Below are 16,421 nucleotides of genomic sequence, written 5' to 3' on the forward strand. Positions count from 1 at the left end.
TGCTTGCGCACTTTTAAAGTGTGCACTCCGTTATGGCGGCTGTGCGCGGGAGACCTTCGGGTCAACCGGGTTGCCGTTTCCCGGGTTTCCAGCCTGCGTACAGCTGCCACCCCTTCGTTCGGAAACCGAATGGGCCAGCTCCAAACCATAAGCGGAGATTCACAATGTTCAAAGCTACTCCCAACCCCCCAGATACCGACACCGATCCCGAAGCAGCCCTCGAAGACGAAAAGCTCAAGGAAGCTGTCGACCGCGCCTTTGCCCACTACTTCCCGCCCGCCCAGGAAAAACCGGGCAAGCGCCGTAAACGCCCTCTCTTTACCGTCTCTCCCGATATCGACACCGAAGCCTTGCTGGCCAATGCCTCCGAAGACTTGCTGTCAATCAGCGCGATTGCGGCGGATCTGGCGGACGATGTGGAAGGATCACGCCGTTCGGTAGCCCTGGCGCTCAGTCGAATGGCCGATGGTGTGCAGTTGTTGGTGGAGCGGGCGCTGGATCATAACGAGGCGTTGCAGATGCAGATGAAGGCTCAGGCCAAGGTTTAGCCGCCAGGCTTGAGGTGAATTAAAGGCGGCCATCGCGAGCAGACTCGCACTCACAATTGAACTTCAGCGAACACAATGTGTGTAAACGACTGGGCTCTGTGTGGGTGCGAATCTGCTTGTGATCGCGTAAGTAAAAACTTGGCCGACTCAACATTCAGAGCCCCTTCCTACGACGCTCAAAGAGCCGTCTTACATTTTTTCTTCGTCACGCTTGCTAATTTTTTGGTCACTCGCATCCGCCTCACAGCGGATATGCAAACCTCAGCGGCCGTCGAAGGAACAAAGGATGTTTAGCCACAGCCATCTCGCACGTTTCAATCTGACGATCCAGGATATGGAGACGGATCTTCAAGTTCTTGAGTTCACAGGCCGGGAGGCGATCAGCACACCCTATGCCTTCGATGTGGTTCTGGTCAGCGAAAAACCGAATCTCGATATTGAAAGCCTGTTGCATAAACAAGCCTTCCTGGCGTTCGGCGGGGGTGGCGGTATTCATGGGCAAATCCACCGCGTAGCCAAAGGCAATGCCGGCAAGCGTCTGACTCGCTATAGCGTGACGCTCGTACCACGGGCGACCTATCTGAGCCACCGTATCAACCAACGAATCTTCCAACAGTTGACCGTCCCACAGATCATTGCGCAGGTACTGAAAGACCACGGCATCCTCCGCGATCTTCACCTGTTTCAGCTGGGCTCCGACTATCCACCGCGTGAGTACTGTGTGCAGTACGACGAGTCGGACTTGTTTTTCATTCAACGGCTTTGCCAGGAGGAAGGTATTCATTACCACTTCCAGCACAGTCGCGAAAAACATGTGATGGTGTTCGGTGACGACCAAACCGTATTCCCCAGGCTTGACCGGCCAACCCCTTATAAACAGGACAGTGGCATGGTTGCCGAGGGGCCGGTGATCAAACGTTTTGAGCTGCGAGTCGAAGCGCGTACCAGTCGTACCACTCGCCGAGATTACGATTTTGAAAAAGCCCGCATTCTGCTGGAGTCCGACTATCAACCTGACGTTCATCAGGCTCAACCAGATCTGGAGGATTACGATTACCCTGGCCGCTTTACCTTGCGAGAGCGTGGCAAATTCTTAACAAAGCGAGCGTTGGAACGTCATCGGTCCGACTATCAACTAGCGGAAGGCGAGAGTGATCAGCAGCGGCTTGTTTCCGGGCATTTTCTGCACATGTCGGAGCATTCATGCACGGAATGGAATGACCTTTGGCTGCTGACGGAAGTACACCACGAGTGTAAGCAACCACAAGTCCTGGAAGAGAACGCCTCCAGCAATACCTCTGGTCACGAAGATGACTTTGTTCAAGGCTATCGAAACCACTTTGTCGCCACACCCTGGAATGTTCCCTACCGTCCGCCACACCATTACAAAAAGCCGAGAGTGCTGGGCAGCCAGACCGCCATGGTTACCGGCCCCAAAGGCGAAGAAATCCACTGCGACAAGCACGGACGTGTCAAAGCGCAATTTTTCTGGGACCGCGATGGCTGTCACGACGACAAAAGCAGTCGCTGGTTGCGGGTGTCCTCCAATTGGGCTGGCAATGCCCATGGCAGCGTCACCATCCCGAGAGTGGGCATGGAGGTACTGGTCAGCTTCCTGGAAGGTGACCCTGACCAACCGGTGATCAGTGGGTGTCTGGCCAACAGCGCCAACCCGGTGCCATACGAATTGCCTACGCACAAAACCCGTAGTGTGTTTCGCTCCCGCAGTACGCCTGGCAGCAGCGGATTCAACGAGTTGCATCTGGAAGACCGCAGCGGTCAGGAGTTGATCCACCTGCGCGCCCAACGCGACATGGAGCAGAAGGTCGAACACGACAGCCGACTGGAAGTCGGGAACGATCGCCGGGAAACCATCAAGGGCAACAGCATCGTCGTGCTGGAAGCCGAAGAACACCGGACCGTCACCGCCGACCGCAAAGTGCAGCTCAAGGCCAACGACTATCTGCATGTCGCCAGCAACAGCCATACCCGAATCGATCAAGCGCTAGTGGTGGAGGCTGGCCAGCAAGTGCATATCAAGGCCGGGGCGCATCTGACGCTTGATGCCGGGGCGAGCATCAGTTTGAAAGCTGGTGGCCAGCACATCGTGATCGGCCACGGAGGCATTTTCAGTAGCAGTGAAATCGAGATAGGCGGTGATCCCGGGGCGGGTTCGGCCGCCTCGTTACTAATGCCCCTGGCCGTAGACGCCTTGTCGCAACCATCGGAACTGCCCCCATTGATTGCGCCCAGCCAAGGCGACCTGATGGCGGCCAGCAAAGTCGTAGGGGCGGACTTTTGTCCACTATGCGAAGCCTGTCGAGAAGGCATTTGCATGACGCAAGGAGCCGCCGCATGACTGACTCGCCACCCCGCCAATGGATGATCCAGCAACAACGTCTTGGCCATGTCTTGTGCATCGTTCTGGACTCGGAGAACCAGCGCGATATACGCCAGTCCCTGCTGAAGACCTGCCACTTCAACCAGTACCTGAGTGTGTACGGCGAAACCCTGGTCGCCGACCTGGCGGACGCCGGGCCGTTTGTCTTCACCTTCGATCAGACCGACGACAGACGTATTGACGAATTGATCGAGAATCCAGCGTGTCATTGGGGCTGGTTCGCCAGCCTTCAAAAGGGCGATTTGCCCACACTGGTTAAACATTGGCAGGAACGACTGATCATCGGCGAACGGCCTCATCAGGCGCTGTATCGCTTTCACGATAATCGAGTGTTGAACCGCGCTCTTGCCCAGCTTCCTGTTGAGGCTTATTCCGCCTACCTCGGGCCGGCGATCAGTGTGTGCTACTGGAGCGGCACCCGTTGGGAATGCACGGATAACCCAGCCCCAGGCACGCATCCGGTACCGGATCAGCCGCTAGGGCACCAAGTCCCTTTACCCAATGAGCAGGCCGATGAGATTCGCCTGACCAATGCCCGTCGCTACCTGTTGTCAGAGCATGTCGCGGCCTACGCCGAGCTGGCCGAACAGGATGATCCTGAAGCGTGGCTACGCGCCAGACTGGCGCAGGCTGAAGCTTGGGGTTGGCTGGCGCCGGAGCAATTGGCGTTTCTGCTGACCCAAACCCTGCAAGCGCCGGGGTATGCATTGGCGTCGCACTGGCAAGTTCGCCCCGGCGAGACGCCGAGTGAACATTTTGAGCGGGTGCATCGGACGATGGCGTTTTGGCAAGGTGAGACCGCCCTGTGAATCCCCCATCGCTACCCGCCATTTTGGGTGTCTGTCTGGCGTTTTCCGCGGGGTGCACCACCCGTGCGCCAAACACCTTCACCTTCACCGCCGATTTACCGCCCGATTTTGCGTATCAGGCCATTGCCGTGTATGTGCCCGCCAAAGGTGAAAGCTGCTCCGTACCGGGCGGGCGAAATACCGAAGTCGGGTACAACATGAAATGGCGTGAAAACTACCAGCCGGCCGCTGAAATCCTCCTTCGCCGGACGGTCAGCGGCTGCCCGCTGGTCATCAGCCGCATCAAGCTGGATATCAACGCGACCTACGGCAAAACCCGGAGAGATTTTGGCGGGGACATCGCCAGCGTATTCATTCGCGACGAGGTGGAAGATCAGTACAAAAGTGTCTTTAACGAGATGGGCACAAGTACCTTCCACGGTGAATGCCAATGGCTGTTTCGCACCTCAGGCAAACCTCGCATCCTCAGGAAAATCCTCAACTGCAAAACACTCGATGCCCAAGGCGAGCGGGGACGTGGCCAACCTTTCGCGGCGTTCACCCCGGACCAGTTGCCGGGCAAAACCGTGAAGATGCACATCAAGTTGGCCGACGAGGAAAGGCCTGGCTGGGGAGACACGTGGGTCAAAGTTCCGAATGGCTGGAAGCGCTGTATGGGTAAGGGCTATGAAGATCAACGTGCTTATTGCAATGGCAATTACAAAGACTTCAGCGGCTTTCAGATGCCAGACGGAAAGCAATGCACCATTTATCCAGGCTGCACGGAATAAGGAGTTCACGACATGACGTCATTGGAAAAGGAACTGGAATCGCCGCTGAGCAGCCGCGTATTGGCATGTCCTGCACAGGGTCGATGGAGCAGCTTTCAACTGGTCGACGAGTTCGGCTCTGGCGAACCCTACGCGGGGTTGGCCTACGTGGTAACCGACTCGGAAGGGAAAACCTACGATGGCAATCTGGATGCCACAGGCATCGGCAAAGTCACCAATCACTTCGCGGGCCCCATTGCGCTTATCCTTGATCAAAAGTACCAAGGGCCGGAAGAGCTATATAAAGACTTACGAACAAGACCCCATTACCCCCTCGAAATCACAGAACTCCAGGTACGCGCCGAGCAAACCCGCTTTCTGAACCAAAACTCCACCCGCACCCGAGACAACCCCGCACAAGCCTGCGCGGATCACTATTGTCAGGTCGAGGTGCGTCATCTGGTCAGGCATGTCTCGCATTTGCCCCCTGAGGTTTATCGCCATTACCCGCACAGTGCCGGACCGGCGAAAATCATGGGCAAGCATGGTGCGCTTGGCGTGGCGCTGTTGCCGATGCAGCACACCGTGCTGGAAGTGCGCCCACTGCGGGCCCTGCGCCCCATGCTGTCGACCGACACGGAGTTCTGCGCGCTCAACCTGTATCAACTGGCACTGATGGCCACCTTGAGCTATTGCCCTTTTGGCCAAAAACCCGATACACAACCCGTCGAAACCACCACAGTGAGCTTTCCCCTGCAACCCAGCGTGGGCAACTGGTTCGGAGACGCACTGGCCAAGTTTGAAGAACTCGGAAAAGTCGATTCGGCGCAACCAACCGCTTACTACCCGCTGTATGAGGACGTGCCGTACTCCAAACGACTGGAAATCGTGCCCTTCGACCCAGCTCTCTATGCCGTAAACAGCCCTGAACTGAAAGATGATCAGGAACATCCCGCTGTAGTGCATTTTTTCGACGACGGGAAGGTTGGTGCAGAATCCACCGACACCCAGGCCTTCATCACTCACCACGACGAGCTGATCCTGATTTCAGTGCGTGGCACCTTCGAAATCATCGCAGATGGCCTGCGCGATGCCGATGCGCTTCAAGTGCCGTTTGAAGGCACCGACAGCAAAGTGCACCGCGGTTTTTACGAAGCAGCGCAGAAAGCCTACGACTTCGTCGTCAACTACCTCGACAAATTTTATGCCGGTCAGAAACTGCTGATCTGTGGCCACAGCCTCGGTGGCGCGGTGGCATTGCTACTTTCGGAAATGCTGCGGCGCAGCTCTGACGGTTACAACATTCAGCTCTACACCTACGGCGCCCCTCGCGCAGGCGATTCCAATTTCACAAAAGGTGCAAAACAGCTGGAGCATTACCGAATGGTCAACCATAACGACCCGGTGCCGAGCGTGCCCGGCACCTGGATGAACACCAAGGCGGGTGTTTTCGGAACGGGCGCAGCACTGACCTTCGTCAACGTGCCGGCTGGCCTCTCGGTATTTGTTGCCGGCATCACTAACTGGACAGGCGAACCCTACGACCATCACGGCACCCTGCATCACGCGATGCCGGTGCAGTTCAACCGCAAGGAAGTGTCCATGATCTTGTGGGAGCCCGGTTGCGACACCATCACCCAGCATGCCGCCTGCTCGGTAGCTATCCAGCAAAAAAACGGGCTCCCGGAGCGACCTTTTTTGCTGGCTCAACTCTTCAGCGCCGCAAGCCACTCGATGGTCGGCAGCTACATTCCCGCCTGCTGGGCATCACTCAAGCGCTTGCAGGAAGCACACGCGTCAAAAAGCTCACTCATCACCGACCTGGAATTTGACTGGGTGAAGGGGGCACTCCAGCGCATCACTGATCAGTTGCGCTCCAGGCGAAGTCATTTATCGAATCAAACCATGAAGCATCAAGAAACTTACGAGGCGCAAATCAACGCCTTGAGCCTGGAGATCGACAAAATACACGTAACGCTCGAGCGACTGAAAACCTTGCGGCGGGAGCGCATCAGCAAAAAAAAGGTCTACGGATCGCTTTCAAGTCACCCCGAGCGGCTGGCAGAAAACCTGCCACGCTGGCTTGCTCATGCAGAAAATCGAGTCGCTGAGCAGTTGGCCATGGCGCCACGCCGCGAAAGTGATGACGCACTGTTGGCTTCGATCTACGGCCATTCAGTGGGCGCACCCCATTCCTTCGATTTCGATTCGATGATTTAAAAAAACACAACCACCCTCGGCGGAGGTGCTTCTTCCGGTGGGACAGCTTGTTAGTGGAGCAGGCTTTGGATCAGCTTGAAGAGTCGCAACGGAAGCTCAGGCCGGTGCTTAGCGGTCAGGGCTGTGGTGAATTGACGGCCGCCATCGCGAGCAGGCTCGCTCCCACATTGGAATGCGTTTCCCTGTGGGAGTGAGCCTGCTCGCGATGGGGCCAGTCAGATCAACCCGGCACTCACCAGCAACTCCTCCAGCGCCAGCAAGTCAGGCACCTTCGCCACTTGCTCCCCCACCTGCACCGCCGCCTGCTCCAGCGGACACAACGGCACATCCACATAACTCAACTGACTGTCGAGCTTGTACGACCGTGGAATCCCCTGCACCAGCAATGCAATGAACTTCAACTCCGGTCGCCCGCCGAGGGCATTGAGAATCACAATCCGCGCCCGCTCGCCGATGACGATTTTCTGGCCGCAGGCCGATTCGAAACTCAGCAACGGAATCTGCCGGTCCCGCCACCTCACCAATCCCAGGTACCACGGTGGTGTATCCAGATCGAACGCCCCCGGCTGATAGTCGATCAATTCCGCGACCGCCACGTTCGGCAGGATCAAGTTGCGGTCGGCCAGGGGCAGCAGAAGGCCGGTGAGATTGGAGGTGCGGTGCTCAAGCATGGGTTTTGCTCCACAACGCGATGCTGTCGAGCAGCACCGATTCCTGGTACGGCTTGCCGAGGTAGTCGTTGACGCCGATGGCCATGGCGCGGTCGCGGTGTTTCTGGCCGGTGCGGGAGGTGATCATGATGATCGGCAAGTGCTGCAAGCGTTCGTCGCTGCGCACTTGGGTCGCCACCTCGAAGCCGTCCATGCGCGGCATTTCGATGTCCAGCAGCATCACGTCGGGCAGGTGGTCTTCGAGCAGCAGCATGGCGTCGACTCCGTCCTTGGCGGTCAGCACGTTCATGCCGTGGCGCTCCAGCAAACGGCTGGTGACCTTGCGCACGGTGACCGAGTCGTCGACCACCAGCACCAGCAGCGGTTTATGCGGCTCGACTTCCACGTCCTGAGTCACCGGCTGTTGCGGCACGCGAGCCTGCATCGCGCGAATCGGCGCCAGCAAATCGAGAATCAGCACCACCCGGCCGTCGCCCAGAATCGTCGCACCGGACAAACCCTGCACCGCGGCGAATTGCGGACCGAGGCTTTTCACCACGATCTCGCGGGTGCCGGCCATGGAGTCGACCTGCACCGCAATGTGCCGCTCGTTGCACTGCACCAGCAACACCGGCAACGGCAGGCTTTGGCCCAGCAGTTTCGGGCGGGTACTGGTTTTCAGCAGTTCGCCGAGGTAGCACAGTTCATAGTCCTGCCCGGCGTATTTGTAGCGTGGAGGATCGAGTCGGTAATGCCCTTCCAGCTCGTTGGGCAGCACGCGGACGATGCCGTCGATGGTGTTCAACGGGATCGCGTATTGATCGTCAAAACATTGCACCATCAGCGCGCGGTTGACCGACACGGTGAACGGCAGGCGAATGCGAAAATGCACGCCCTGCCCCGGCACCGAGTCGATGACCATCGTGCCGCCGAGCTGGCGAACTTCTTCATGGACCACGTCCATGCCGACGCCTCGCCCGGAAATCTGGGTGATCTTCTCGGCCGTGGAGAACCCCGGTTGCAGGATGAACTGCAGCACGTCGCGGTCGCTAATATCCGCATCTTCAGCGAGCAAACCGCGCTTGATCGCCTTGCGCCGCACCGCGTCCAGCGGCACGCCGGCACCGTCGTCGCGGATGTCGAAAATCATGTCGCCGCCCTCGCGGGACAAGTCGAGCGTGATCCGTCCCTTGGCCGGTTTGCCGGCAGCGATACGCACCTCGGCCGATTCCAGCCCATGGTCCACGGCGTTGCGCAGCATGTGCTCCAGCGGCGGTGCCATGCGCTCGAGGACGTTGCGGTCCATCTCGCCTTCCGCGTTGCCGACTATGAATTCCACGTCCTTGCCCAGCTCGCTGGAGACCTGGCGAACGATGCGTTTCAAACGCGGCAGCATCCGTTCGAACGGCACCATGCGCGTACGCATCAGACCTTCTTGCAACTCGGTATTGATGCGGCCCTGCTGTTGCAGCAGGTTCTCTGCGTCCTGATTGCGCCGGTCGAGGGTTTCCTTGAGGTCGAGCAAGTCCGAGGCCGACTCGAACAGCGCCCGCGACAGTTGCTGCAATTGCGAGTGGCGGTCCATTTCCAGCGGGTCGAATTCTTCGTAGCCCAGGCGTTCGGCGTCGACTTGCTGGCGACTGAGAATCCGCCCCTGAGTTTCGGTATCGAACCGGCGCAATTGGTCGCGCATCCGCTCGATGGTGGTTTCCATCTCGCTCAGGGTGACCCGCGCATCGTTGACCTGTTGTTCGATACGGCCACGGAAGATCGAGGTTTCACCGGCCAGGTTGACCAGGTCGTCGAGCAGCTCCGCCGAGACCTTGACCATGTCGGCGCCTGCGTCGGCTTGCGGCGCAGGCGTCTCGGGCTTGGCGACAACAGGCGTCTCGGACTTGACGGCGACAGGCGCCACAGGGGCCGGCTGAAGCACGGACGGATGGCTGAAGTTCTTGATCTGGTCGATCAGTCGGTCGGCCGGCGGCAAAGGCTGTTCGGCACGGGTCGCATCGAGCATCTGCGCCAAGCGGTCGTGACTGCTTTGCAACAAGAAGAACAACGCCGCGCTCGGTTGCAGGGTGCCCGCCGACAGGCTTTCGTAGAGAAATTCCAGCTCATGGGCCAGATCGCCAATCGGGGCGATTTCGACCATGCGCGCACCACCCTTGAGGGTGTGCAGGTCACGCAGCAGGGTTTCTACTTCTTGTCGGTTCGACGGTTCGGCTTGCCAGCGCACAAGGGCAGCGCCGGAGTTTTCGATGATGTCGAAACCTTCCTCAAGGAAGATTTCCAGCAACTCAGGATCATGCCCCGGCGAATCCTTGGCCGGCGCAGGCTCCGGCACTTCGGCGGTGTTCGTATTGCCCTGACGAAACGCGCGAATCGCCTCGATCAGTTCGCCCGGGTTGCCCAGCGATTGCTGATTCTGCAACTGCTCCAGCAGCACCGCGAGCCGGTCATGGCTCTTTTGCAGTAACTGCGCCAAGGATTCGCTGTAGGTGTAACGGCGGTCCACCAAGCCTTCGTACAGGCTTTCCAATTCATGCGCGAGGTCGCCGACCGGCTCGACTTCAGCCATCCGCGCCCCGCCCTTGAGCGTGTGCAAATCGCGCTGCAAGGACGACAACGGCGCGGCGTTGTCCGGGTCATTTAACCAGCGTTGCAGGGCCTGGCCGGCGCTTTCGAGAATATCCACCGCTTCTTCGAGGAAGATCGAAACGATTTCATCGTCCAGATCGACCTGGGTTGCGGCCTGCTCCAGTTCGGCGGTGGCGCTGCCCAGTTCCCGAATGCTCAGGGTCCGGCTGCCATCACTGCGGATCAGGCCCATGGACGACGGATCAAGACTTTCATCGAGCAAACCGCGCAAGGCCCGGATGCGTTCCGGCTGCGGGCTGACTTCCTGGCCGGCGGCCAGTTCGTCGAGCATGTTGATCAGCGCTTCGTGAGCACTTTGCGCCTCATGGAAAAACCGCTCGCTGACCGCCAGGCTGCTCTCTTCCACTGCGCCGTACAGGTCGAGCAAGGCTTCGCAGAGCGCGTCCACCGGATGCAGGTCGGCGAGGTGCGCGCCTTCGCCGAGGGTGGTCAGTTCATCGAGCAGCGCGGTCAGCTCCTGACGTTCGCCGGGATGCTGCTGCCAGCGCTGCAACAAACTTTCAGCGTCCAGCAGAATGTCCATGCCCTGGGCCAGGAAGTTGTTGATCAGCTGCGGATCACGCTTGGTTCTCAGTGCGGTATTGGGTGTACTCAACAGCGACTGCAGACGTTCCGCGAGCAACGCCTGGGTACGTGCGATCAATGAGCGGGCACCGCGAATCTCGGCCAGCGGATCGGTCTTGAGCTGGCGCAAGCCGAGCCGAAACAGCCCTTCGGCTTCCAGCAACAGCTCAACTTCGTCGAGGTCCAGCGCAATCAGGTGCGCCTTGTATTCGCGAGCCAGTTGATCCAGCGGTGCCGCCAGTTCGGCAATCGGCAACACACCGGCCATCGAGGCGCTGCCCTTGAGCGTGTGCAAGGCGCGCTGCAACTCATCGCTGGCCTGCAGCGGCACATGCTCGGCGGCCTGATCGAGAAAGCGGTTGAGGCTGACCAGATGGGTTTCGGCTTCTTTGCGGAAAATTTCCAGCAACAACGGATCGAGGGCCGCGACGTCCTGTGTGTCTTCATCGCTGGCCGGCGCATCGCCCTTGGCGAGGGCGTGCGCTCGCGCCGCCAATTGGTCGACATCGTTGCGTTGCCGCTGGGCATTGCCGGCGAATTCGGCCACCAGTTCCGGCAGTAAATTCAGTACATCGGTGAGCAGTTGTTGCACGGCGGCACCTGGCGCGACGCTGTCTTCCAGCACGCGGTTGAGCAGGTTTTCCACCGCCCATGCCAGCTCGCCCAAGACCAGCGCCCGAACCATCCGGCCACTGCCTTTCAACGTGTGAAAGGCGCGGCGCAGCTCAATCAGGGCAGGTTTGTCGTCGGGGTTGGCAGCCCAGCGCGGCAAGAATTCCTGGAGGATATCGAGGACCTCGTCAGTCTCTTCGAGAAAGACTTCGCGCAGCTCATCGTCGACAGGCTCTTCACCGGCGGGTGGCGGTAACAGACTGCCCGGCGTGGTCAGGGCCGGCGGATTGACCGAAGACACGGGACTGGCCAGCACATCGGCCAGCGACTGCACGATCTCGGGGTCATCGAGTCCCTGCTGGTCCTGCATGACCTGCGCTTCACTTGGGCTGAGCACCTCATCGAGCATTGGCACGTGCGTTTCGCTGGGGAAAAACCCGAGCGATGCCAGGCTTTTTTCGGCGACATCGAGGAACTTTTCGCCCAGGGATTCGGGGTCGTCACTCAGGCGTTCCAGGTAATACTCGATGCTGGAAATCACGTCGGCGAGGCTGTCCAGTTCCTGCCAACCGGGCTGGTCCAGTTCCAGCAACAAATGCTCGCGGATGAAATGATTGCAGGTTTCGACCAGGCTCGCGGCACGGCTCAACGGGATCATCGCCAACGCGCCGCGCACCTGGGTCAGCAAGGCCGGCAATGCCTGCAGATGCTGACGATCCCAGTCGGCGTCGATGTAGTCGACGATCATGTCCTTGGCTTCTTGCAGGCAGATGCGCGCTTCGCGGATGACGATCTGGTGAATCTGCGTTAGGTCGGTGGTCGGCAGGCGGCTTTCTTCCCGGCTCTCGGGCTCCACGGTGCCGACCATGCCGGCCAGGGTCGCTTCGACATAGAGCAAGGCGCCCGCGACGTCCATGAGGATCGCGTCGTTCGGTTCGCGCTGGCCCTGAACCAGGCTCAGCACCACCGCCAGTTGGTCGATGATGACTTTGCGCGGCTGACCAAACCCCAGCACCGCCAGGGTGTCGGCGATCTGCCGCAGTGGTGCCAACAGGCTGTCGAGGTCCGAGGTGTGCTGGCGGTCACTGCGCACGAACAGGTCGAGGCGCTCCTTGACCCGCACCAGCTCTTCGCAAAGCGCAGCCAGCACCGAACGCATGGCATCGCGGTCGGGGCCGGCCAGCCGTACCCGTTCTTCATCGACCATCGCGCTGTCGGGCAACGCATCGTCCAGTGAGTAGCGATCTTTCATGGTCAGCATCTGCCCGGTGGGATGGTCGGCCTTGGCAATGTAGAACAGCAAACTCTTGAGCAGCTCCGGCGGTGCCGGTTGATTGATGCCATGGATGCCCTGTTCAAGCAGACGCTTGAGCTCATGGTCGGCCTCCTTGAACAGGCTGCGCAACGCCGGACTGTTGGCGATCACACCGGCGCGCATGCCTTCGACAAGCGCCGAGGCGACTTGCCACAGCGGGCTCAGGGGCGCCCCTGAGCACAGCTCTTCGAGGCGCGAAAAAACCTTCGCCAGATAATCGAGGTGGGTCTGGTCATCCTGTTCGCGCAGCAACCCGACCAGCGCCACCTGCAGCATCTGTCGTAATTTACGCAACACGTTGACGAAATCCGCGGGTTCCAGCCGTGTCAGCGAAGCTTCGTCCAACGGTGGCAGATCCGCCAGTTGCGGGCTGAACAGGCTGGTTTCCGAGAGCAGGGTTTCACCCCGGGCACTGCGCAAATCGTTGAGCAGTGGCAACACCACCAAGGGCAAGTCCCTGCGCGCACTTTGCACCCGGTCGAGGTAAATCGGCAGTTGCCCGAGGGCTTGCAGCAACAGGTGCAGCGCCTCGTCACGATGGCTGACACGGTCCTGCTGCAAGGCGCTGGTCAACTGTTCCATCTCTTCGGCGAGTAACGCCGCGCCGTAGAATTCGACCATCTGCAAACTGCCGTGAACCTGATGGATGTACGCCAGGCAATCGTTCAAGGCGTACAACGCCTGCGGGTCATCAAGCAGGGTTTCGATGGCTTGATGAGCCAGCTTCAGCGTTTCGGCAATCTCGCCTTTGACCCACTCAAGGGCCACATAGTCGTGCCGATCACCCATAACCACTCCAGTCCCTACGCCAATCAAAAATCATACGCCTGTGGACGGTTCACGCTTTGTCTGCCGCCTGCGCCTTGGCGGCCGGCAAGGTAAAGCCGGACACCGAACGCCGCAGCTGACTGGCCATTTTCGCCAGGTTGCCGATGCTCTCGGCGGTGGCGGTGGAGCCGGACGAGGTCTGCGAGGTGATCTGTTGAATCACGTTCATCGTCAGGGAAATCTGCCCGGCCGAAGAGGTTTGTTGCTGCGCAGCGTTGGAAATACTCTGGATCAACGCGGCGAGGGTCTTCGATACCCCTTCGATTTCTTCCAGAGCCACACCGGCATCCTGCGCCAGCCGCGCACCACGCACCACTTCGGTGGTGGTCTGCTCCATGGAAATCACCGCTTCATTGGTATCCGTCTGGATCGCCCGCACCAGGGTTTCAATTTGTCGGGTGGCGGCGGACGAGCGCTCGGCCAGGCGCTGCACCTCGTCGGCGACCACCGCAAAACCACGCCCGGCGTCACCCGCCATCGACGCCTGAATCGCCGCGTTGAGCGCGAGGATGTTGGTCTGGTCGGCAATGTCATCGATCAGGCTGACGATGTCGCCAATTTCCTGGGAAGACTCTCCCAGACGCTTGATGCGCTTGGCGGTGTCCTGAATCTGTTCGCGAATGTTGTCCATGCCGTGGATGGTGTTGTGCACCACCTCGTTGCCCTTGTTGGCAATTTCCACGGAGCGCTCGGCCACCGCCGACGATTCGGCGGCGTTGGCTGACACCTGGTCGATGGACTGGGCCATGTCGTTGATCGCGGTGGAAGCTTCGGAAATCTGCTGCGCCTGATGCTCCGAGGCCTGGGCCAGGTGCATGGCGGTGGCCTGGGTTTCCTGCACGGCGGCGGCGACCTGGCCGGCGGTGAGGTTGATGGTCGCCACCAGGTCGCGCAATTGGTCGACGGAATAGTTGATCGAGTCGGCGATGGTCCCGGTGAAGTCTTCGGTCACCGAGGCGGTGACGGTCAAGTCGCCGTCGGCCAGGTCTTCGATTTCGTCCAGCAGGCGCATGATCGCGTTCTGGTTGCGTTCGTTCTTCTCGGCGGTTTCCTGAAGCTGGCGGTTGGTTTCGCGCACCATCACCAAGCCGATCAGGATGATCGACGTCAGCGCCAGCAACCCCAGCACATAGCCGCCGATGGTGTCGGTGTTGCGCCCGCCGGCGAGGTTTTCGAAACCGGTGGCCAGGTGCGAGGCTTCGTCGAGCAGGGTCTGCGACAGGGTAAAAATGTTGGTCGCCGACTCGCGGACCTTGAACAGTTCCGGCGAGGTTTCGAGGATTTCATCCACCGAACCCGAGACGAATTCGAACAGTTCGGAAATCTCGGTCAAGCGGGCGCGCGCATCGCGATCCTCGACCTGGCTGATGCGCAGCGCCACGTTGCCCTGAAGCATGCCGTTGAGCACCTGGCCGAAACGCGCGGCGTCGCGACCGAAGGCGTCGGCGGCTTGCTGCGAATTTTCGTCGCCGGACAGCACAGTGTTCACCGCGCCCAAAATGCGCTCGGCCAGTAGCGACTGACGCTGGGCCATCGCCACCTGAGCCGCCGGGGCGCCCCGTTGCAGGAGGATCTCGACGACTTTCTCGTACTCGACCTGCAACTGCGGCACGGTTTCGGCCAGGGTTGCGGCGACTTGATGCAAGGACAGCACGGTCTGCTCGCTGGAGAGAATGGCGTCGGTGTTTTTCAGCAGGCGTTCCCAATCGAGCTGCACGGCGCGCATTTCCGGGCGCACGGTGGACGGCGCGGGTGGCAGGCCGGTGGCCGGGTCGCCCTTCTTCAGGTAGCCCCAGCGCTGTGCGAAGTCATTGCGCGCATCGCTGAGCAGCTTGAACGCGGCCGCTTTGCCGGCGGCGGCTTCGGTGGCATTTTTGGCGATGCGCTGGGACAGCACGCGCAGCTCCCCGGCGTGACCGATGTACTGTTTGTCGTACGTGGCCTGGGTGTTGAGGTAAGCGAAATTGGCGAACAGCAGCATGATGAACACGATCAGCGCAATAAACAGCGCGATGATCTGCGAGCGGCTGCGCGATCCTTCTGGCTTGCCTGTTTTTGTTTTTATCATCAGTCCTCGCCTGTTAACCAACCTTTAGAACCCGCCGAGCAACCTGTGGCGAGGGAGCTTGCTCCCACAGGGTCAAACCGCCACGTGCATAAAACCTGGCGACTGCGCCAGCGCAAACGGGCTGAACACTTGCCAGGCTTGCTCACGCTGGAACCGGCCTTTGACGAACGCCGACATCGGCCCGCTCGCCTGATCTGCCGGCTCCAGGCTGTCCTGGGCAAAGTGTTGCAAGCCGAAGACTTCGTCGACCAGCAACCCGACAAACACCTCGTTATGTTCCACCACCAGTACCCGCCTCTGCTTGCGCGGCGCCGAGACTTCGTGCCCAAAGAAACCGCACAAATCCATGACCGGCAGCAATCGCCCACGCAGGTTGGCTACCCCTTTGACCCAGGATTTGACGCCTGGCAACTGAGTGAAACGCGGTTCATGCAGGACTTCGCTGACTTCGCCCATCGGCGCGACGTACCAATCCTCGCCCATGCGAAAACCGATGCCGCTCCAACTGTCCTGGCGGGCTGGTTGCGACGGCAGGTCCGCCGCCAGCAGACGACAGCGCTGGTCGATCTGCAGCAGCAGTTCGAAAGCCGTCAGCGACTCGGTCATGGCCGGACGATCAACCGGCCAGTACGTTGTTGAGGGTTTTGATCAGGGTCTCTTCGTCGACGGGTTTGGTCAGGTAGTCCCTGGCGCCCTGGCGCGTGCCCCAGACCTTGTCGGTTTCCTGATCCTTGGTGGTGATGATAATCACCGGGATGTGCCCGGTGTCCGGGTCTTTGGTCAGCTGGCGGGTCGCCTGGAAACCGTTGAGGCCAGGCATGACGATGTCCATCAGCACGGCGTCAGGTTTTTCCTGACGAGCGAGGGCCACGCCGTCGGCGCCGTTCTCGGCTTTCAACACTTCGTGACCGTGCTTTTCCAGCATGCCGGTCAGTTTGTACATTTCGGTCGGCGAATCATCGACGATCAGAATACGTGCCATGGTCTTCCCCATTCTTG

Annotated in this window: 10 protein-coding genes; 5 read left to right on the top strand and 5 right to left on the bottom strand. The window is 59.8% G+C overall.

Annotated elements, in window-relative coordinates; genetic code table 11:
• Positions 1-164 precede the first annotated feature (164 nt).
• The 5 genes from J2X66_RS05500 (at position 165) to J2X66_RS05520 (ending at position 6,727) form a co-directional block, all read left to right on the top strand.
• Positions 165-548, top strand: coding sequence for a DUF6124 family protein (locus tag J2X66_RS05500; protein ID WP_310261908.1), 384 nt, complete (start codon positions 165-167; stop codon positions 546-548).
• Positions 549-834: 286 nt separating this feature from the next.
• The gene (locus J2X66_RS05505) at positions 835-2,907 is read left to right on the top strand and encodes a type VI secretion system tip protein VgrG (protein WP_310261910.1); all 2,073 of its coding nucleotides are present in this window, start codon (positions 835-837) and stop codon (positions 2,905-2,907) included.
• Complete coding sequence (locus J2X66_RS05510) at positions 2,904-3,758, top strand: DUF4123 domain-containing protein (protein ID WP_310261913.1); 855 nt, start codon at positions 2,904-2,906, stop codon at positions 3,756-3,758. The genes J2X66_RS05505 and J2X66_RS05510 overlap by 4 nt, the downstream gene beginning before the upstream one ends.
• A complete protein-coding gene (locus J2X66_RS05515; protein ID WP_310261916.1) occupies positions 3,755-4,528 on the top strand; it encodes a hypothetical protein in 774 nt (257 codons plus the stop codon). The genes J2X66_RS05510 and J2X66_RS05515 overlap by 4 nt, the downstream gene beginning before the upstream one ends.
• Positions 4,529-4,540: 12 nt before the next feature.
• Entirely contained in the window at positions 4,541-6,727 is a 2,187-nt protein-coding gene (locus J2X66_RS05520) for a lipase family protein (protein ID WP_310261918.1), read from the top strand.
• 215 nt (positions 6,728-6,942) lie between these two features.
• On the opposite strand, the gene J2X66_RS05525 is transcribed toward J2X66_RS05520, so the two are convergent.
• The 5 genes from J2X66_RS05525 to pilH form a co-directional block, all read right to left on the bottom strand.
• Positions 6,943-7,398 carry a chemotaxis protein CheW gene (locus J2X66_RS05525; protein WP_310261921.1) on the bottom strand — a complete coding sequence of 152 codons (456 nt, stop codon included), beginning with the start codon at positions 7,396-7,398 and terminating at the stop codon, positions 6,943-6,945.
• Complete coding sequence (locus J2X66_RS05530) at positions 7,391-13,315, bottom strand: Hpt domain-containing protein (protein WP_310261922.1); 5,925 nt, start codon at positions 13,313-13,315, stop codon at positions 7,391-7,393. The genes J2X66_RS05525 and J2X66_RS05530 overlap by 8 nt, the downstream gene beginning before the upstream one ends.
• Before the next feature lie 49 nt (positions 13,316-13,364).
• A complete protein-coding gene (locus tag J2X66_RS05535; RefSeq protein ID WP_310261925.1) occupies positions 13,365-15,422 on the bottom strand; it encodes a methyl-accepting chemotaxis protein in 2,058 nt (685 codons plus the stop codon).
• A 72-nt stretch (positions 15,423-15,494) separates the two neighbouring features.
• Positions 15,495-16,028, bottom strand: a complete 534-nt coding sequence (locus J2X66_RS05540) for a chemotaxis protein CheW (protein WP_310261928.1) — start codon at positions 16,026-16,028, stop codon at positions 15,495-15,497.
• Positions 16,029-16,038: 10 nt separating this feature from the next.
• On the bottom strand, positions 16,039-16,404 hold the full coding sequence (gene pilH / locus J2X66_RS05545) for a twitching motility response regulator PilH (protein ID WP_060542929.1): 366 nt from the start codon (positions 16,402-16,404) through the stop codon (positions 16,039-16,041).
• Between the last annotated feature and the right edge of the window lie 17 nt (positions 16,405-16,421).

Origin of the sequence: Pseudomonas sp. 3296, from assembly GCF_031456615.1 — a bacterium.
Classification (GTDB): domain Bacteria; phylum Pseudomonadota; class Gammaproteobacteria; order Pseudomonadales; family Pseudomonadaceae; genus Aquipseudomonas; species Aquipseudomonas mucoides.